17 protein-coding genes are annotated in these 18,569 nt (G+C 58.7%); 11 read left to right on the top strand and 6 right to left on the bottom strand.

Annotated features, from left to right (window positions below; translation table 11 throughout):
- The first annotated feature begins 177 nt into the window (after nucleotides 1–177).
- Nucleotides 178–903: an SDR family NAD(P)-dependent oxidoreductase gene (locus ACR0NN_RS18910; RefSeq protein ID WP_170725149.1), complete on the top strand. Its 726-nt coding sequence runs from the start codon at nucleotides 178–180 to the stop codon at nucleotides 901–903.
- Between the two features lie 2 nt (nucleotides 904–905).
- Here ACR0NN_RS18910 and ACR0NN_RS18905 read toward each other — a convergent pair whose 3' ends face one another.
- Nucleotides 906–1,193, bottom strand: a complete 288-nt coding sequence (locus ACR0NN_RS18905) for an I78 family peptidase inhibitor (RefSeq protein WP_170725150.1) — start codon at nucleotides 1,191–1,193, stop codon at nucleotides 906–908.
- Nucleotides 1,194–1,322: 129 nt separating this feature from the next.
- Here ACR0NN_RS18905 and ACR0NN_RS18900 point away from each other — a divergent pair, with 129 nt between their 5' ends.
- On the top strand, nucleotides 1,323–2,435 hold the full coding sequence (locus ACR0NN_RS18900; RefSeq protein WP_010438374.1) for an S-(hydroxymethyl)glutathione dehydrogenase/class III alcohol dehydrogenase: 1,113 nt from the start codon (nucleotides 1,323–1,325) through the stop codon (nucleotides 2,433–2,435).
- A 54-nt stretch (nucleotides 2,436–2,489) separates the two neighbouring features.
- On the opposite strand, the gene ACR0NN_RS18895 is transcribed toward ACR0NN_RS18900, so the two are convergent.
- Entirely contained in the window at nucleotides 2,490–3,428 is a 939-nt protein-coding gene (locus ACR0NN_RS18895; protein WP_170725151.1) for a DMT family transporter, read from the bottom strand.
- A gap of 196 nt (nucleotides 3,429–3,624) precedes the next feature.
- Between ACR0NN_RS18895 and ACR0NN_RS18890 the strand changes: the two genes are divergently transcribed.
- A complete protein-coding gene (locus tag ACR0NN_RS18890) occupies nucleotides 3,625–4,092 on the top strand; it encodes a DUF1203 domain-containing protein (protein WP_170725152.1) in 468 nt (155 codons plus the stop codon).
- On the opposite strand, the gene ACR0NN_RS18885 is transcribed toward ACR0NN_RS18890, so the two are convergent.
- Complete coding sequence (locus ACR0NN_RS18885) at nucleotides 4,089–5,081, bottom strand: ABC transporter ATP-binding protein (RefSeq protein WP_170725267.1); 993 nt, start codon at nucleotides 5,079–5,081, stop codon at nucleotides 4,089–4,091. The genes ACR0NN_RS18890 and ACR0NN_RS18885 overlap by 4 nt on opposite strands.
- Nucleotides 5,082–5,168: 87 nt before the next feature.
- Here ACR0NN_RS18885 and ACR0NN_RS18880 point away from each other — a divergent pair, with 87 nt between their 5' ends.
- The 3 genes from ACR0NN_RS18880 to polA all read left to right on the top strand — a co-directional run bounded on the left by ACR0NN_RS18880 (nucleotide 5,169) and on the right by polA (nucleotide 8,969).
- The gene (locus ACR0NN_RS18880; RefSeq protein ID WP_170725153.1) at nucleotides 5,169–5,354 is read left to right on the top strand and encodes a zinc-finger domain-containing protein; all 186 of its coding nucleotides are present in this window, start codon (nucleotides 5,169–5,171) and stop codon (nucleotides 5,352–5,354) included.
- Nucleotides 5,355–5,398: 44 nt separating this feature from the next.
- Nucleotides 5,399–6,061, top strand: coding sequence for a YrbL family protein (locus ACR0NN_RS18875; protein WP_170725154.1), 663 nt, complete (start codon nucleotides 5,399–5,401; stop codon nucleotides 6,059–6,061).
- Between the two features lie 103 nt (nucleotides 6,062–6,164).
- Nucleotides 6,165–8,969, top strand: a complete 2,805-nt coding sequence (gene polA, locus ACR0NN_RS18870; protein ID WP_170725155.1) for a DNA polymerase I — start codon at nucleotides 6,165–6,167, stop codon at nucleotides 8,967–8,969.
- Between the two features lie 45 nt (nucleotides 8,970–9,014).
- On the opposite strand, the gene ACR0NN_RS18865 is transcribed toward polA, so the two are convergent.
- Both ACR0NN_RS18865 and ACR0NN_RS18860 read right to left on the bottom strand, forming a co-directional pair.
- Nucleotides 9,015–9,245, bottom strand: a complete 231-nt coding sequence (locus ACR0NN_RS18865) for a DUF2798 domain-containing protein (RefSeq protein WP_170684372.1) — start codon at nucleotides 9,243–9,245, stop codon at nucleotides 9,015–9,017.
- Nucleotides 9,246–9,318: 73 nt separating this feature from the next.
- Nucleotides 9,319–10,074 (bottom strand): TIM barrel protein, encoded by a 756-nt coding sequence (locus ACR0NN_RS18860; RefSeq protein WP_170684371.1) that lies wholly within the window; start codon nucleotides 10,072–10,074, stop codon nucleotides 9,319–9,321.
- 179 nt (nucleotides 10,075–10,253) lie between these two features.
- On the opposite strand from ACR0NN_RS18860, the gene ACR0NN_RS18855 reads away from it, so the two are divergent.
- Entirely contained in the window at nucleotides 10,254–11,189 is a 936-nt protein-coding gene (locus ACR0NN_RS18855) for a DMT family transporter (protein WP_480685293.1), read from the top strand.
- Here ACR0NN_RS18855 and ACR0NN_RS18850 read toward each other — a convergent pair.
- Complete coding sequence (locus ACR0NN_RS18850; RefSeq protein WP_170725156.1) at nucleotides 11,186–11,764, bottom strand: DUF1285 domain-containing protein; 579 nt, start codon at nucleotides 11,762–11,764, stop codon at nucleotides 11,186–11,188. The genes ACR0NN_RS18855 and ACR0NN_RS18850 overlap by 4 nt on opposite strands.
- A gap of 64 nt (nucleotides 11,765–11,828) precedes the next feature.
- Here ACR0NN_RS18850 and ACR0NN_RS18845 point away from each other — a divergent pair, with 64 nt between their 5' ends.
- Genes ACR0NN_RS18845 through ACR0NN_RS18830 form a run of 4 tightly spaced genes read left to right on the top strand, consistent with a single transcriptional unit; the run spans nucleotide 11,829 to nucleotide 18,506 of the window.
- Nucleotides 11,829–12,836 carry an AAA family ATPase gene (locus tag ACR0NN_RS18845; protein ID WP_170725157.1) on the top strand — a complete coding sequence of 336 codons (1,008 nt, stop codon included), beginning with the start codon at nucleotides 11,829–11,831 and terminating at the stop codon, nucleotides 12,834–12,836.
- Entirely contained in the window at nucleotides 12,833–13,708 is an 876-nt protein-coding gene (locus tag ACR0NN_RS18840) for a DUF58 domain-containing protein (RefSeq protein ID WP_170684368.1), read from the top strand. The genes ACR0NN_RS18845 and ACR0NN_RS18840 overlap by 4 nt, the downstream gene beginning before the upstream one ends.
- Nucleotides 13,705–16,467, top strand: coding sequence for a DUF4159 domain-containing protein (locus ACR0NN_RS18835; protein WP_170725158.1), 2,763 nt, complete (start codon nucleotides 13,705–13,707; stop codon nucleotides 16,465–16,467). Before ACR0NN_RS18840 ends, ACR0NN_RS18835 begins: the two co-directional genes overlap by 4 nt.
- Nucleotides 16,464–18,506 (top strand): hypothetical protein, encoded by a 2,043-nt coding sequence (locus ACR0NN_RS18830; RefSeq protein WP_170725159.1) that lies wholly within the window; start codon nucleotides 16,464–16,466, stop codon nucleotides 18,504–18,506. Before ACR0NN_RS18835 ends, ACR0NN_RS18830 begins: the two co-directional genes overlap by 4 nt.
- Nucleotides 18,507–18,569 lie beyond the last annotated feature (63 nt).

Raw genomic sequence — 18,569 nt, 5'->3', positions numbered from 1 at the left:
TCGTTATTCGGTATTTACAACAGGATACGCAGGGAATGGGCGTTTGGATCAACCGGATTAGAAGTTTTTTTCCAACGCACTATGTTGTGGTGTCTGGCCAGATGTTTCGAACACCGGGCGTGATCCATTGCGACCATCTGATCGTATTGGTTTCAGGAGCACAAAAAAGACATTGGCATGAGCAGATTTGACGGAAAAGCCTATTGGATCATCGGCGCCAGCGAAGGGCTGGGCCGCAGCTTGGCTGAAAAGTTGAGCAGCGAGGGCGCGCATCTGATCCTGTCTGCCCGCAATGCTGAGCGATTGACTGAGATCTGCAGCGCCTTGCCAAATGCGCGTGCCGTGCCGATGGATGTGACCGATCTAGACACCGTGCGCCGCGCGGTGGCAGATGCTGATGCGTTTGACGCTTTGGTCTACAACGCGGGCGCTTATGAGCCGATCAACACGTCGGATTGGGATACCGAGGCCGCGCTGGCCATCAGTGATGTCAATTATTCCGGCGCACTGCGGGTGTTGGGTGAAACAGTTCCCTCCCTTGTCGACAAGGGTCGCGGAGATATCACGCTGATTGGATCTCTGGCCGGATATCATGGGCTACCCAATGCCATTTCATACGGGGCCAGCAAAGCGGCGCTGATCTCGCTGGCCGAGACGATGCGGCACGATCTGGCAGGCTCGGGCGTGACGGTGCGCATCGTCAACCCGGGCTTTATCAAGACCCGTCTGACCGACAAGAACAGTTTCAAGATGCCGATGCTGATGACACCCGAAGACGCCGCCGACCGCGTATTGCGCGCCATGTCTCGTCGCCGGTTCCGGACTGATTTCCCTGCACCGTTTTCATGGGTGGTGCGCCTGATCGACTATCTGCCCGACCTTTTGGTCTATCGGGGCAAGTGAGCTTAGCCGCAGGTCAGTCTCTGAATAGTGCCCGCGCCATTCACATACACATTCAACCGGTCGATGCGATAATCTTGGGTTGCAATGTCATCTGGGCCCAGAACACGTGACCGTTCGGGCAGTTCGGCTTGAATGTTTGAGACAGGCTGACCAATCGTGTCCGCAAAAGGCTCGCCCTTGCAAAAGGCCAAATCTACGGTCGCGTCATCCGTATCAAGTGCTGTGTCTTGAGGCGTTGGGGTTTCTGTACAGGCGGCTAATAGCATAAGGATCGGGAAAAAACGGTACATTGGCGCAGGGCTTTCTGGTGATGTCGTTTCTGAAATATCAAAGATTTAGCCAACCTGTCATGAAAGCGCAGTTGAAAAAACCCTGTATTTGACGCAGGGTCGGGCAAAACAGACAGGGAGAAAAGCTAGATGCGTACCCGTGCCGCCGTTGCCGTTCAGGCAGGCAAACCTTTGGAAGTGATGGACGTGAACCTTGAAGGCCCCAAAGCCGGAGAGGTTCTGGTGGAGATCAAGGCCACCGGCATCTGCCACACCGATGAATTCACCCTGTCCGGCGCGGACCCCGAAGGTCTGTTCCCCGCTATTCTTGGCCATGAAGGTGCAGGCGTTGTAGTGGAAGTCGGCCCAGGCGTGACCAGCCTTAAACCTGGCGATCACGTGATCCCGCTTTACACACCCGAATGTCGTGAATGCGAATATTGCTTGCACCCCAAGACCAACCTGTGTCAGGCGATCCGCGAAACGCAAGGGCAGGGCCTGATGCCCGATGGCACCTCGCGCTTTTCGACGCTGGATGGCGATCCGATCCTGCACTACATGGGCTGTTCGACTTTCTCGAACCACACGGTTCTGCCCGAGATCGCGCTGGCCAAAGTGCGTGAGGACGCGCCGTTCGACAAGATTTGTTATATCGGCTGCGGCGTGACCACTGGCATCGGCGCAGTGATCAACACGGCTAAGGTGGAAATCGGCAGTCGTGCCATCGTGTTCGGTCTGGGCGGTATCGGCCTGAACGTGATCCAGGGCCTGCGTCTGGCCGGCGCGGATCAGATCGTTGGCGTTGATCTGAACCCAGCCAAGGTGGAGATGGCGACCAAATTCGGCATGACCGATTTCGTGAACCCTTCCGAGGTCGAAGGCGATTTGGTACCTTATCTGGTCAATCTGACCAAGGGTGGCGCGGATTATACCTTTGACGCAACTGGCAATGTCGGTGTGATGCGCGCCGCGCTGGAATCGGCGCATAAGGGCTGGGGTGAATCGATTATCATCGGTGTGGCCCCTGCGGGCGCTGAAATCTCAACCCGTCCGTTCCAACTGGTCACCGGTCGTTCATGGCGTGGTACTGCCTTTGGCGGTGCGCGTGGTCGGACTGATGTACCGAAAATCGTCGATTGGTACATGGATGGCAAAATCGAGATCGACCCGATGATCACCCACACCATGGGCCTGGACGATATCAACCACGGTTTCGACCTGATGCATAAGGGCGAGAGTATCCGATCAGTGGTCGTCTACTAAGGCTCTATACCGGCTGAAATGGATTGCACGGCGCTCTGCAATGCGCGCCGTTTCTTATTCTCCGGGCCTCGTCGCTCCGGTATCCGACCGGGGCGACCTGACGCGCAGCACGGGCGTATTGACAGAGGTAGTGTTGGACCGGCTCTCGCGCCAGACCACAAAGACGCCGGATGCAATGATGACGCTCGCACCAACCGCAACCCAGATATCCGGGTGCTCGCCAAAGAAAATCACGCCGAAAATCGTCGCCCAGATGATCTGGCTGTATTGGCTTGGCGCAACCACCCCGGCGGGGGCAGCGCGATAGGCGAGAATGATCAGGTGCTGCGCGATTACCGAAAACACGCCGACAAGCGCCATCATCGCCAGATGCAGTAGAGTTGGCGGTTGATAAACCGCCGGTTGGGCAATGCTCATAACCGCGATGGCCAGTAGCATCGGATAAAGGATCAACACGGCAGAGCGCTCTTCGCTCCCGATCTTGCGGACAAGAACCGACGCAAATGCGCTGCAAAACGCTGCAGACAGAGCCGCCAAATGACCCAACGTGATATCGGTCGCCCCCGGGCGCAGGACGATTAGTACGCCGATCAGGCCGACACCCACGGCGGCCCACCTCTGCGCGCGGACCACTTCACCCAGAATCGGGATCGACAGGACGGTCACGATCAGCGGGAAAGAAAACAGCAGTGAATAGACCTGCGCCAGCGGCAGAACCGAAAAGGCATAGAAGGCGCACGACATGGCCGTGAGCATGGCCGCCGATCGCAACAACACCAGCCAAGGATGCCGCGGCAGGAAATTCCCGGTCGTCCGGTCCGCCAGAATGGTCACGGCCATTGGAACAAAGGAAAACAGCGTCGCAAAAAAGATGATCTGCAAAACCGAATAGGTGCCACCCAGCACTTTGATCAGCACGTCATGGGTCGCGAAGACGGCAAAACCCAAGAACGCGAAGGCAAGCCCACGAAGGGTGGTGTTCTGAGCGCTCATGACAAAAGCCTCAATCATCTATGGATCGTTTGGGGTGTTTGATGCTTGCTTAGACCCAAATTGATCCGACGGGTAGCCCTTATTTTATCGCTAACATTCTTTGGCAGGCAGGGTTGCAGATTTTGCAATGCGCAGGAATCGGGTCGAGTTCAAATACAGCGATTGTCATGATCGCTTCAATTCAAGGAGATACATCATGCACAGAATATCAGCCCTTCCGACAGAGCAGGTTCAGGCCTATCGCGCAGGAGCGCCCGATGGATACGGTAACGCGCCAGAGCGCGCGGTTTCCAATGGGGCAGGCAATCCCTGCCGCCATTGCATGACATACATTCCAGAGGGTAAAGAAATGCTGGTACTGGCGCATCGGCCCTTCCCGGAACCACAGCCATATGCGGAAACTGGCCCGATCTTCCTGTGTGCCGACGACTGCAGGCGCTATGAAGATAATGATACGTTGCCCGAGGCACTGACCGACTCTCCCAACTACCTGATCAAAGGCTATGGTGCGGACGATCGGATCGTCTATGGAACCGGGGTTATCACTCCGCAGGCCCAGTTGCAGGAGGCGGCTGAAAACATCTTTTCCCGCGCTGACGTTGCTTATATCCACATCCGATCCGCTTTGAACAATTGCTACCACGCGCGGATCGATCGCGCCTAAAGCTTGACGCGGTGCATCCCACGACGGGGCTGGTTCGGGTCATCGACCGAAACGTCGTCGGCCCGGCTTGAGGTGAGGGCAAGGAACACATCCTCTAGGTCGGCCTCTTCGGTGCGCACATCCCGAATGCGGATACCGGCTTGGCGCACCGCCTCTAATACTTGTTCGGCGGTGGTCAGGGTGCTGCGGTACTGCAGCACCAGATCGCCATTCTCGCGCTGTGTTGTGGTTACATCGTCAGTTTCGGGCAGTGTCTGAACCGGGCCATCCGGAACGATCACCATGGTCCGGCTGTCCATCCGGCCCAGCAGGTTGGCCGTGCTGTCCTGAGCGATCTTTTCACCATGATTGATGATGGCGATCTCGTCGCACATCTCTTGCGCTTCTTCCAGATAATGCGTGGTCAGGATAATGGTCATGCCCTGTTCGTTCAGCTTACGCACATTGGCCCACAGCATCTGGCGCAGCTCGATATCTACTCCGGCGGTGGGTTCGTCCAGCACCAGAATTTTGGGATGATGCACCAACGCCTTGGCCAGCAGCAGACGTCGCCGCATCCCACCCGAGAGCGTGCGCGCATAGGCATCGGCCTTATCGGCAAGGCCGACGAGTTCAAGAATCTCATCGCTCCGCCGGTTCGATTTGGGAACACCATACAGGCCGGCCTGAACCTCCAACGCGCCGCGCGGCGTAAAGAAGGGGTCGAGGTTCAACTCTTGCGGCATCACGCCAATGGCGGCACGGGATTGGCGTGGGTTACGATCCTGATCGAAGCCCCAGATCGAGACGTTCCCGGATGTTTTGACAACCAACCCCGCCAGAATGTTGATCAGGGTCGATTTGCCTGCGCCGTTCGGGCCAAGCAGACCAAACACAGACCCTCGCGGCACGATCAGATCAATGCCTTTCAGCGCTTGTTTCTCGGGTTGGCCCTTGGCCCCGCGATAAGTCTTGCGCAGTGAATTGATTGTGATTGCCGCATCGGACATGTGGCCCTTGCCCCCGGATTGCTCATCGCTCATAAACGCACCTATTACATGCCCGCGAGGCCGACAACCAAAGAAGGATCGCCAGCCGTGACCACCGAAGCGCCGGAAACCAAGATTGTCGATTCAACCCGCGTCGCCTGCGATGGCGGTGAGGGTGCGCTGGGCCATCCGCGCGTCTGGCTGCAGATCCCCGAAAGCACCGGTTGGGTCGAATGCCCCTATTGTGACTGCAAATATGTGCTGCGCGGCGCGGTTTCTGAACGGGACGCATAAGGGCAGTCAGGGCGGCTAGCGGTCGGTATCGGCGAGTATTGAAAATGCTGTTCACAGCCAAAGCGATCAATCTTTCTGACAGCCAGCCAATCGCAAATGGGACCGTGCGCAGTGTCTTTGACTTTCCCGGCCACCCAGACCTGCTGATCAAGGTTTTCACCCGCTCTGGCGATCGCGTCTCGCATCGGCTTGGGAAACGTTTGGCGTGGAAACTGTTCCCCGAGGCGCAATATCGCAGCACCTTGAAAGAGCTGGAATGCGAGCTGCGCGTATCATTGAAACTCGGAGCGAATATCGAGCACTCTCCCCTGTCCAGAATGTTGGGTGTGGTCCAGACCACCCGTGGGGCAGGTGTGGTTGTCGAGCGTATCGCGGGTCTTGAAGGCGGGCTTGCTCCAAAGCTCTATGAAGTCATTCGTAGCGGGCTGGATGACTCGGCTCTGGATGCGCTGAACAGATTTGTCGGGCAGATGTTCGACCTTCATATCGTCGCGCGTGACGTCAAAAGCTCGAATATCGTCTACGGAACACGAGGTGCAGGCCCGGCCTGTTTTCTGATCGATGGGTATGGAGAGCGGAACTTGGTCCCGTTACGCAGCCTGTCGCGTCGTTTGAATGATCGCTCGCTGAACAAACAGTTCGCGTTGATTGCCGAGAAAGCCGGTTTGGCATGGAATGCAGATCAGCGCTCTTTTTCGAATGGCTGAGGCCAGGCCTCAGGCAAATCCGTCGTAACGAATTGGATAAGCGGCCTCGTCTTTCGTTCTGCGCTTCGGTACAACTTGGCGCAACACTGCGCAGGAGCCTCACATGACCACGACCCAATTTGGAAAAGGCTGCCATCTGCACCTGATTGATGGATCGGCCTTTATCTTCCGCGCCTATCACGCGCTGCCGCCACTGACGCGGAAATCGGATGGGCTGCCGATTGGGGCTGTTTCAGGGTTCTGCAACATGCTGCAGAAATATGTTGAGGGGAACGCCGGGCCAGATGCGCCGACCCATGTGGCGGTGATCTTTGATAAGGGATCACACACCTTCCGCAATGACATGTATGATCTCTATAAAGCCAATCGTGAAGCGATGCCCGAGGATTTGCGCCCGCAGATGCCGCTGACCCGAGAGGCGACAAAGGCCTTCAATATCGCCTGCAAAGAGTTGGAGGGGTATGAGGCCGACGACATCATCGCCACCCTCGCCGTTCAGGCGCGTGAGGCCGGTGGGCGGGTGACCATTGTGAGCTCGGACAAAGACCTGATGCAGCTGGTTGGCGGTGGTGTCGAGATGCTGGATGCGATGAAGAACAAGCGCATCGACCGCGATGGCGTTTTCGAGAAATTCGGTGTAGGGCCTGAGCGTGTGGTTGATGTGCAGGCGCTGGCGGGGGATTCGGTTGATAACGTTCCCGGGGCACCGGGCATTGGGGTGAAGACTGCGGCGCTGCTGATCAATGAATACGGCGATCTGGAAACCTTGTTGGACCGTGCCGAAGAGATCAAACAGCCCAAGCGCCGCCAGACCCTTATCGAAAAGCGCGATCAGATCGAATTGTCGAAAAAGCTGGTGCAGCTGGACGAGAACACACCGCTGGATTTCACTCTGGACGACCTTGAGGTGAAAGACCCAGATGCCGATACCTTGCTGGGCTTTCTGGCAGAGATGGAATTCCGTACCCTTACGAAACGTATTGCCGATAAGCTGGGGGCCGAAGCGCCTGTTATCGCTGATGCACCTGCTCCGGCGGTCGAGGAGGCAGAGGTTGAGGTATTGCCTTTCGATGCATCGAAATATGAATGCGTCCGCGACGCGTCCGCCCTACAGAAATGGATTGATCAGGCGTATGAGCGTGGTTGGGTGGCCGTCGATACCGAGACCACCGGCTTGAATGAAATGATCGCCGACCTGGTGGGGATTTCGCTTTGTGTCGAGGCTGGTGAGGCCTGTTACATCCCCCTTACCCATCGGGATGGATCGGCAGATGATCTATTCGGTTCAGACGCATTGGCTGAGGGGCAGATGCCACTGGATGAGGCTCTAAACCTGCTGAAACCGATGTTTGAGGATCCGTCGATCCTGAAGATCGGGCAGAATATGAAATACGATGCCAAGATATTCAGACGCTACGGTGTAAATGTCTCTCCGATAGATGACACGATGCTCATGTCTTACGCGATGCACGGCGGTGAGCATGGGCACGGGATGGATACGTTGTCTGAACGTTATCTCAGCCATACGCCGATTCCGATCAAACCGCTGCTAGGCTCGGGCAAGTCGGCGATCACGTTTGACAAAGTGCCGATAGACGAAGCGACTGCCTACGCGGCCGAGGACGCGGATATCACGCTGCGCCTTTGGAAGCTGTTCAAGCCGCAGCTGCACCAGGTGCAGGTGACGACGGTTTACGAAACGCTTGAACGCCCATTGGTACCGGTGCTGACCGAGATGGAGATGCATGGCATCAAGGTTGACCGCGATGTTCTCAGCCGTATGTCAAACGCGTTTGCCCAGAAAATGGCCGAGTTAGAGGCTGAAATTCACGAGTTGGCGGGCGAAAGTTTCAATGTTGGCTCACCCGCCCAGCTGGGTGAAATCTTGTTCGATAAGATGGGGCTTGAGGGCGGCAAGAAAGGTAAAACTGGCAAATATTCGACTGGGGCTGATATTCTTGAGGACTTGGCCACCGAACATGAATTGCCGCGCCGGGTGCTGGACTGGCGGCAGCTTTCAAAGTTGAAATCGACTTACACCGACGCGTTGCAGACCCATATCAACCCAGACACGGGCCGGGTGCATACGTCGTATTCGATCACTGGGGCGAATACCGGCCGTTTGGCCTCTACCGATCCGAACCTGCAGAACATTCCAGTGCGGACCGAAGAAGGCCGCCGTATTCGCGAGGCGTTCATAGCCGAGCCGGGCAATGTGCTGGTCAGTCTCGACTATAGCCAGATTGAGCTGCGGATATTGGCCCATATCGCGGATATTCCGACCCTGAAACAGGCCTTTGCCGATGGTTTGGATATTCACGCGATGACCGCGTCCGAAATGTTTGACGTACCGCTGGACGAGATGACACCCGATATCAGGCGGCAAGCCAAGGCGATCAACTTTGGTGTGATCTATGGCATTTCGGGCTTTGGCCTTGCGCGCAATCTGCGCATTCCGCGCGCGGATGCGCAGGGCTTTATTGATCGCTACTTTGAACGTTTCCCCGGTATTCGTCGCTATATGGACGACACGATCGCCTTTGCGAAAGAGAACGGGTATGTCCAGACCCTGTTCGGGCGGAAAATCCATACGCCCGAGATCAATGCCAAGGGGCCGCATGCCGGGTTCTCGCGCCGCGCGGCGATCAATGCGCCGATCCAAGGCACGGCGGCGGATGTGATCCGGCGCGCGATGGTGAGGATGCCGGATGCAATCAACGGCCTGCCTGCCAAGATGCTGCTGCAGGTGCATGACGAATTGCTGTTTGAGGTGGCTGAAGATGCGGTGGATCAGACTATCTCGGTCGCGCGCGCGGTAATGGAGGGGGCGGCGGACCCTGCGGTTAAGCTTGAAATCAAGCTGGTCGCCGATGCTGGCCAGGGCGCGAACTGGGCGGAGGCGCACTAGGGGCAGCGCTGCTCATCAAGCCCTGCGGGCCCTCTTTGCAGCGGGTCAGGCCTCGGGCCTGACTAGGCGAGCGATCAGTCGTTTCACGGACGGACCCAGTGTCAGGATCACAGTGAAGGCAATGGGCCAGCAAAAGGCCCAGGATGCCATCCAATCTGAAAATGTACTCGGGCCAAGACCAATTGCCTTGAGCGTGGCAATGCCGGTGACGATGCAGGACATCAGGCCGGACATGATCAGGGAAAACAGAGCATTGGCATAGCGGGCAGGGATCATGCAGGGCGTCCTTGGTGTGGCGATGCCCCCAATTGCGCGATTTTGGCCCAAAAATCCAGCGTTCATCCCGACGCTATTGCCGCATCCACGCCAGCGAGTCCTGGGTCCGCTGGGTTGAGGGCGTGTATTCTGCACTTACCCAGCCATCATACTCGGATTGGTCAATCGCAGCGAAGAGCGTTGGGAAATCCATCTCACCTCGCCCGGGTTCCGAGCGATCCGGCGCGGCCCCGATCTGAGCATGCACGATGCGAGGCTGAAAGTGGTGCCAGACTGCCAGCGCGTCCCCATGGATCATCTGTGCGTGAAAGCTGTCATATTGCAGTCCGACATTTGCTCGGTTCACACGATCCAGCACTTCGGCGGCCAGATTATAATCGTTCAGGTAATAATCCGGCTGCGAAATCGGGTTCAGTGGTTCGATGGTAAACTGTTGATCTGGCGCAAAATCTGCGGCCCATTGCAGGTTCTCGACAAAGCAGGCGAAGGCCTCAGGGCCAGAAGAATACCCTGACATAATGTGAATCCTGTGCGGCCTGAGGACACTGGCATAGCGCAAGACGCGGCGAATGTCGGACTGAAACCGAGGGCCACCACCTGGAACGGCTGCATAACCCGGCTGGCCGCCAGTATAATTCGGGGGTGGGGCGTTGATCAGGACCAGATCAAGCCCGCTTGATAACAGCGCCCGGCGGGTCTCTTTGGCAGCCAGATCGTAGGGAAAGAGGATTTCAACCGCTGTAAAACCGGCCTGCGCAGCGGCAGTAAATCGGTCGAGATAGGGCAATTCAGCAAACAGAAGCGAAAGATTGGCGGCAAATCTGGGCATTGGTCATCCGGTGTCGAGCTTTGCGGAACCTAGCGATCACAACTGCACTGTGAAAGGGCCTGAAAACGACAGATTGTCGAAAATCGGCCAGATAAAGGATTTCGAATCAGGAAGCATCTGACCGATGCGGCGCTTCATTGCGAGGGCCGTGCCAACAAGAAGGTTTGATGACGATGGCCATGAGCCCCGAACCCGCGCGCGGGCACGCTCTTGCTGTAGCCGAAAGCCGACAGGCCGCGTTCACCGGCAATACGCTTGCCGTGGCTTCGATGTTGACGTGGGCGGCGGGGTTTCCTGCGGCTGAGGTGTTGTTGCAAAGCTGGCCACCCATCGCGCTGTTTGCAGCGCGGATGACTTTGGCCGTGCTGGTCTTGGTGCCGATCTGGCTGGTACTGGATGGGCCGGAACAGGTGTTGCGTGCCCGGTGGCGTCATGCCTTTCTAGTCGGTGGTCTGGGACTTGGGTTGGGGATGTTCCTGATACTTGTGGCGCAGAAGCTGACCGACCCGGTGACCGTTGTCATTATCGCCTCGTGTGCGCCTTTGATTGCGACTCTGTTGGAACTGGCCGCTGGAACACGCCGATTACGCTGGAACTTTGTGCTAGGCATGGTGATTTCAATCATTGGTGGGCTGATTGCCACCAGCGCCGTGGCCCCGGCTCAGTTAGGGTTAGGCGCGGCACTTGCAGTTTTTTCAACCGCGCTGTTCTGCTGGGCCAGTATGGCGACTGCGCGCGACTTCCCCGAGCTCAGCCAGTTAGGCCGCGGCACCATTACCTTGGCGGGCGGATTGTTGACCGCCGCTGTTCTGGTGCCGGTTGCCGGTTTTCTGGGGCTGCAGGTCATGCCCTCTCGGCCTGTTGATACGGCGCAGATAGGAATGCTGGTATTCTATGCCCTGTTCTCATTGGGCCTGAGCCAAGTGTTCTTCATCGCATCGGTAGGGAAACTGGGTGTGGCGCTTGCGTCATTCCACATCAACACCGCACCGTTTTATGTGATGGTGATCATGATGGCGCTGGGTGAGGACTGGAACTGGACCCGCGCGCTGGGCGCCGCGATTGTGGCGCTGGCGGTGGTGTTGGCACAAGACCGCAAACCGCGACCGGTTTAATCCATCAGCGCGTCAGACGCGATCAGCGGGAAAAAAAGGCCCTCGGACCAAACACCGAACCAGCCATCGTGATGGCTACCGATCTCGACCAGCCGATAAAAGCTTTTGCGATCAATACGCGCTTCGAGGTTCGCGCGAACCAGTATGTAGGGGGACGGCTCATCTGTTTCCGCATCAAAGACAATGTGGATCGGATGCTCAGGCCCGGCGATGGCGGTATCGCCCATCTGTGTCGTAAAGGTCAGACGCTGAACCTCACCTTCGCCGTCCTGCTCGAAATCAACGGCAATGAACGGCGCATCCTCGACAGTGATTCCCACCTTTTCGACCGGGGTGACGAGGTAATATTTGCCCTCTTCTTTCTTAAGAATTGAGGAAAATAGCTTAACAAGCTCGAACCGGGTGATCGGTGAGCCTAAATAACTCCAGGTACCATCTTTTGCGATCTTGATGTCCAGATCGCCGCAAAACGGAGGATTCCATAGGTGAACCGGCGGTAAACCCCGCGTTTCGGCCGCTTTGACCGAAGCCGCCAGACCATCTGGAGAAGGGGTCACGGGTTTTTGTCCGCTCATTGCTTTTGCCATTTCCTCTCAGCGCGATACACTTCAATCATAACAGTCCACGGAAGGGAACCTCATGTCCGAACCTGCCGACCTCGTGTCCGAGATCGAAGCGCTGGAAAACAAGCTGCAAGAGGCCAAATCCTCGATCACCCGCCGCTTTATCGGGCAGGAGAGGGTCGTGGACCTGACCTTGACCGCGCTTTTGTGCGGCGGTCACGCTTTGTTGATCGGTTTGCCGGGTCTGGGAAAAACGCGGCTGGTCGAGACGTTGTCGACCGTGATGGGCCTGCATGGCAATCGCATCCAGTTCACGCCGGACCTGATGCCCGCCGATATTCTGGGCTCCGAGGTTCTGGACACCGCCGAAGACGGCAGCCGCCACTTCCGTTTTATCTCAGGTCCGATTTTTTGCGAATTGCTGATGGCGGATGAAATCAACCGCGCCAGCCCCCGGACCCAATCGGCGCTGCTGCAGGCAATGCAGGAACAAACCGTGACGGTTGCGGGTGAAGACCGGGATCTGGGCGTGCCGTTCCACGTGCTGGCCACGCAGAACCCGATTGAGCAGGAGGGAACTTATCCACTGCCCGAAGCTCAGCTTGACCGCTTTCTGGTTCAGGTCGACGTGGAATACCCCGACCGCCAGACCGAACGCGACATTCTTCTGGCCACAACAGGTGTAGAAGAAGCAGAGGCGCATCAAATATTCACCAAAGAGGATTTGCTGGCCGCGCAGGTCCTGCTGCGCCGGATGCCGGTGGGCGAGTCGGTTGTCGAACTGATCCTCGATCTGGTTCGAGCTTTCCGCCCGGATGAGGCGGGCGTGTCTGAGCGGGTCAAGGAAACCGTTGCCTGGGGCCCTGGTCCACGTGCTGCGCAGGCACTGATGATGACCGTGCGAGCCAATGCAATGCTGCAGGGGCGCTTGGCCCCGAATGCCGAAGATGTACTGGAGATGGCGCGCCCGGTCCTCAGCCACCGGATGGCGCTAAACTTTGCGGCGCGTGCCCGCGGCGACAGCTTGTCTGATCTGATCGAGTCAACTGCCGCCGGTCTGGTCCGCACCGAGGCTGCGGCGTGAACGCCGCCCAGACCCTACGCGAAAGGTCCGAGGCCGAAGCGTCTCGGCTGCCGCCCCTTTTGGCGCGCGCCGAACATTTGGCCGGAACCGTGTTGTTGGGCGATCACGGGCGCAGACGCTCGGGTCTGGGGGATGATTTCTGGCAATATCGGCCCGCACAGATCGGTGACAGCCGCCGGATGATTGATCACCGGCGTTCGGCCCGCGGTGATCAGCAATTCGTGCGCGAGCGGGAATGGCAGATTGCGCAGTCAATCATGCTTTGGGTCGATCAGGGCGCATCGATGCGGTTTGCATCGGATAAGACCCTGCCGACCAAGGCCGACCGCGCCCGCCTTTTGGGATTGGCAACCGCCATTCTGCTGGTGCGCGGTGGTGAGCGGGTTGGTCTGACCGGTACAACCTTACCTCCACGCCGGGGCAACGCGCAGATCATTCGGCTGGCGCAGGCATGGTCCGAAGATGCACAAACCGATTACGCCCCGCCCGAACACCGGGCCATGATCCCGCATGCGCGCGCGGTGTTCATCTCGGATTTCCTTGGATCTCTGGATGAGGTCGAGCTGGCCCTGACCAAGGCTGCTGACCGTGGGGTCCGTGGCGTGTTACTGCAGGTGCTGGACCCCAGCGAAGAATCCTTTCCTTATTCCGGGCGCACCATTTTTGAAAGCGTCGGCGGCACCGCCCGACATGAGACATTGAAAGCCGCGGACCTGCGGGATCGCTATCTGGATCGCCTTGCGGCGCGCAAGGATGCGCTGACTCAGCTGTGCCGCGCGACCGGATGGCAGATGGGGCTGCACCACACGGGCGACAGCGCGCAATCGGCTCTATTGTGGCTCTATCGCGCCTTGGATGGGGGTGCGCAATGACGGTTTTGGCGGGCATCGGCTTTACCGCGCCTTGGATTTTGCTGGGTCTTCTGACCCTGCCGATCCTATGGCTGATCCTGCGCGCCGTCCCACCTGCGCCGATCCGTCGCCTGTTCCCGGCGGTTACCTTGCTGCTGGGTCTGAAGGATGACGAAAGTGTCTCGGATCGGACCCCATGGTGGTTGCTTCTGCTGCGAATGCTGGCGGCGGCGGCGATTATCATCGGGCTGGCGGGGCCGGTACTGAACCCCTCGCGCGATGAAACCGGATCCGGGCCGCTGCTCCTGGTGTTGGATGCGAGCTGGGCGGGTGCGACACGCTGGTCATCAACGCTTGATCAGATCGACGCACAACTGACCGAGGCCGGGCGTGCGGGTCGCCCCATTTCGATCCTGCGCCTGACCGAGCCAGAGGCCCCAGTGTTTCAGGCTGCCGAGGCATGGCGTGGGCGGTTGCCAGGCCTCGCACCGATGCCGTGGCAGCCGGCCGATGTGCAGATTGACCAAACACTGGCCGTTCTGGAGCAGGTCGAGGGCGGCTTCGATACCCACTGGTTCAGCGACCGCCTGTTTTTTGATGGCCATGAGCGTCTGACTTCCGCTCTGCAAGCGCGTGGGGATGTGATCGTTTACCAATCCTCTGCGCCTGTAACGGCGATCCTGCCCGCCACGTATCAGGACGGTGCCATCCAACTCAACGTTCTGCGCGCTAATCCGGGGCCTGCCGAAAGCGTCACTGTGCTGGCGCAAGGGCGCGACCCGGCTGGTGCGATGCGCGTGTTGCAATCCACGCCGCTTGAGTTCGAAAGCGGCTCTACTCTGGCGCAAATCGATTTGGCGTTGCCTTCTGAATTGCGCGCCCGGATCTCTCGGTTCGAGCTTCAGGGCCAGCGCTCGGCCGGCGCGGTGACACTCACTGATGACAGCCTGCGCCGACGCGAGGTTGCTTTGATCGCCGGGACATTGAACCGTGAGGGGCTAGAACTGCTCTCGCCGCTGCACTACCTGACCCAGGTTCTGATCCCCACTGCAGATTTCGTCGAAGGTGGTCTGGCCGAAGTTCTGCCCGCCAACCCGGATGTGATCGTGCTGGCGGATGTGGCCAAATTGTCCGACTCCGAACAGGCCGGAGTAATCGAATGGGTCGAACAGGGCGGTCTGTTGTTGCGTTTTGCCGGCCCTCGCATGGCCGCCAGTGATCTGGGTCGCGATGCCGAAGATTCTCTGCTGCCGGTCCGCCTGCGCAGCGGTGGCCGATCGGTCGGCGGCGCCATGAGTTGGGGTGAGGCCAAGGGGCTTGCGCCCTTCCCCGAAGAATCGCCATTCTATGGTTTAGAGATCCCAGAAGATGTCTCAGTGACCACGCAGGTCATGGCACAACCAGACCCTAATTTGGCGGATCGGGTGATTGCATCGCTCTCTGATGGCACGCCACTGGTCACCCGCAAACCACTGGGTTTGGGACAGGTGGTTCTGTTCCACGTCACCGCGGATGCCGAATGGTCCAGTCTGCCTTTGTCGGGTCTTTTTGTTGAGATGCTGGATCGCCTCGCCGTCGCCTCAGCCGCCAAATCACGGCAAGAGGCGCAGATGCAAGGCACCGTATGGGAGCCGGTCCAAATCTTGGACGGCTTTGGTACTTTGACAGACGCAGGAACAATGCCCGGTGTCGATGGGGTCGAGCTGGTTTCTGGCCAGATCGGGCCAGACCTGCGCCCGGGGCTTTATGAAAGCGGTAAACAAAAACTGGCGCGGAACGTTCTTGCCGAGGATGCTGTGCTGTCGCCGGTGGCATGGCCCGCTGATGTCCCGATCAGGGGTCAGGAGATCAGCACCGAGACCCCGTTGGAGGGGTTGCTGCTTGGCCTTGCGCTATTGCTGCTGACGGTTGATGTGATTGCGTCTTTGGCGCTGTCGGGGCGATTGGCCAAGGCCACCCCCGTCGCCTTTGCGCTTGCTGCCATGTTCCTTGCATCCGAGGTTCAGGCGCAGAACCCCGATGACACCGATTTCGCGTTGGGCGCGACGCATGAGCTTGTGCTGGCGCATGTACTGACCGGGAATGCCGAGGTCGACGATATCGCATTGGCCGGGTTGCGTGGGCTTGTGCAGACGCTGCATTTCCGTACCTCGGTTGAGCCTGCCGACCCGATCGGCGTTGATCTGGAGCGTGATGAGCTGGCATTCTTTCCATTGCTCTACTGGCCGATTACGCCTGATCAACCGCAACCCTCGGTCGAGGCCTATGCTAAACTGAACGCCTATCTACGTTCGGGTGGGATGATCCTGTTTGATACGCGCGATGCCGATATCGCCGGTTTCGGGGCATCCAGTCCCAACGGGCGCAAACTGCAACAATTGGCGGCACCGCTGAATATCCCCTCATTAGAGCCGGTCCCGCGTGACCACGTGCTGACTCGCGCCTTCTATCTGCTACAGGATTTCCCCGGGCGCTATTCCGGCACCGAGGTCTGGGTCGAGGCTGCACCGCCCGATGCCGAACAGATCGAAGGGATGCCTTTCCGAAATCTCAATGACAACGTCACACCCGTGGTGATCGGCGGCAATGACTGGGCCGGGGCCTGGGCGGTGGATCGCAATGGGCAATCTTTGCTGCCTGTGGGCCGAGGCTATGCTGGGGAACGGCAGAGAGAGCTTGCCAATCGTTTTGGTGTTAATCTGGTGATGCATGTTCTGACCGGGAACTACAAATCCGATCAGGTCCACGTGCCCGCCCTTCTGGACAGGTTGGGACAATGACCGGAACCATCATCTTTGACCCGCTTATCCCATGGCCGATTCTGGCGGTTGTGGCATTGATTGCCTTGTCAGGCGTGGTTCTGGCACTCTTGCGCGGCCTTTCGGGCTGGGCCTTGCGCGGGTTGGCAGCCCTGGTTGTCCTCGCCGCCCTCAGCGGCCCTGTTTATCAGGTCGAGGATCGCGCTCAGCTGACCGATATCGTGCTGATGATCGAGGATGAAAGCGCCAGCCAAACCCTGTCGGATCGCACCGAACAGACCGCCCAGACCGCAAACGAACTTGCCGCCGAGATCGAAGCCCGCGATAACACCGAGCTGCGCCGGATTCAGGTTGGTGACGGTGATGGGGATGAGGGAACGCAAGTGATGGCCGCCCTGAATGCGGCGTTAGCTGAAGAACCCCGGGCCCGGATTGCGGGCATCATCATAGTCTCGGACGGTATCGTTCATGACGTAGACCAAGCACCTGATCTGCCCGCGCCGATGCACTTATTGCAAACCGGGCGCGAGGGCGATTGGGATCGCCGCCTGATCGTTCGCAACGCCCCTGCCTTTGCCATCATCGGAGAGCCCGTGACACTGACCCTTCGGGTCGAGGACACCGGGGCCGCACCAGTCGGCGTTGCGAATGCACCGCTGGAGATTTCGGTCGATGGGGGAGAGCCCGAGCAATTCACCATTCCCATCGGGCTGGATGTCGAACTGCCGATAACGCTGCCGCATGGCGGACGAAACGTCATTCAGTTTACTGTCCCGCAGGCCGAGGGCGAGCTGACTGATCGCAACAACACCGCTTTGATCCAGATGAACGGCGTGCGCGATCGTCTGCGCGTCCTGCTGGTATCGGGTGAGCCACATCCGGGCGGGCGCACTTGGCGCAACCTGCTGAAATCTGACAGTTCCGTCGATCTGGTCCATTTCACCATCCTGCGGCCACCGGAAAAGCAGGACGGCGTGCCAGTGGATGAGCTTTCGCTGATCGCATTCCCGACGCGTGAGCTGTTTCTGGAAAAAATCAATGATTTCGACCTGATCATCTTCGACCGCTATAAACGGCGCGGCATCCTGCCCGCGATCTATCTGGACAATGTGGGCGATTACATCGTCAACGGCGGCGCAGTTCTGGTTGCTGCGGGCCCCGATTTCGCCACAGCCGACAGCCTGTTCCGTTCACCACTGGGGCCGGTTCTTCCGGCAAAACCCAGCGCGCGCGTCTATGAGGAGCGTTATGTGCCAATGGTCTCAGAACTGGGTCAGCGACACCCGGTGACCACCAATTTGGGCGATGCTGAGACATGGGGCGCGTGGTTGCGCCAGATCGACGTCAGCCAATTGTCCGGTGACATGCTGATGACCGGAGTCGATGACCGCCCGCTGCTGGTGCTGGATCGTGTGGGTGAGGGCCGTGTGGCCCTGATGGCCTCAGATCACGCATGGCTGTGGAGTCGCGGCTTTGAGGGCGGTGGCCCGCAACTGGAACTTTTGCGCAGGCTGGCGCACTGGATGATGAAAGAACCCGAGCTTGAGGAAGAGGCCCTGTGGGCCGAGGCAAACGGCCAGTCCATGCGCATCATTCGCCAAACGCTGGAGGATGAGGTTGGCCCCGTCACCGTCACCCGCCCCAACGGCGAGACTTTGGAGATCACGCTGAACGAAGTCTCTCCCGGTCGGTTTGAGGCTCAATATTTCGGCCCTGAGATTGGCCTCTATCGTCTGGAAGAGGGCGAACATTCTGCGGTGATTGGTCTTGGCCCCGCCGCACCCAAAGAGTTTGAGCGCACAATCGCGACCGATGAGATCCTAAATCCGGTTCTCGCCAGCCTGCGCGGGGGTACGATCCGGGTAGAAGAGGGCCTGCCTTCAATCCGAAATGTTCGCGCTGGTCGACCCGCAGCCGGTCGCGGCTGGATCGGCCTGACCCCGCGCGACGCCTATGAAACTCGTGATGTCACCCAGGCTGGCTTGCTTCCGCCCTGGCTGGTGCTGTTGTTGGCCGGTGGATTCCTGTTGGGCGGATGGTTGCGCGAAGGGCGTCGCTAGACCGCTTAAGCACTTTTTCATGCTCTCCCGCGATGCTCGGCGCAAAGTATCGCGGGAACACGA

It is taken from the genome of Ruegeria sp. BA2, assembly GCF_056539605.1.
The sequence above is the reverse complement of the archived record's forward strand: the minus strand, read 5'-3'. Positions and strand labels throughout refer to the sequence as shown.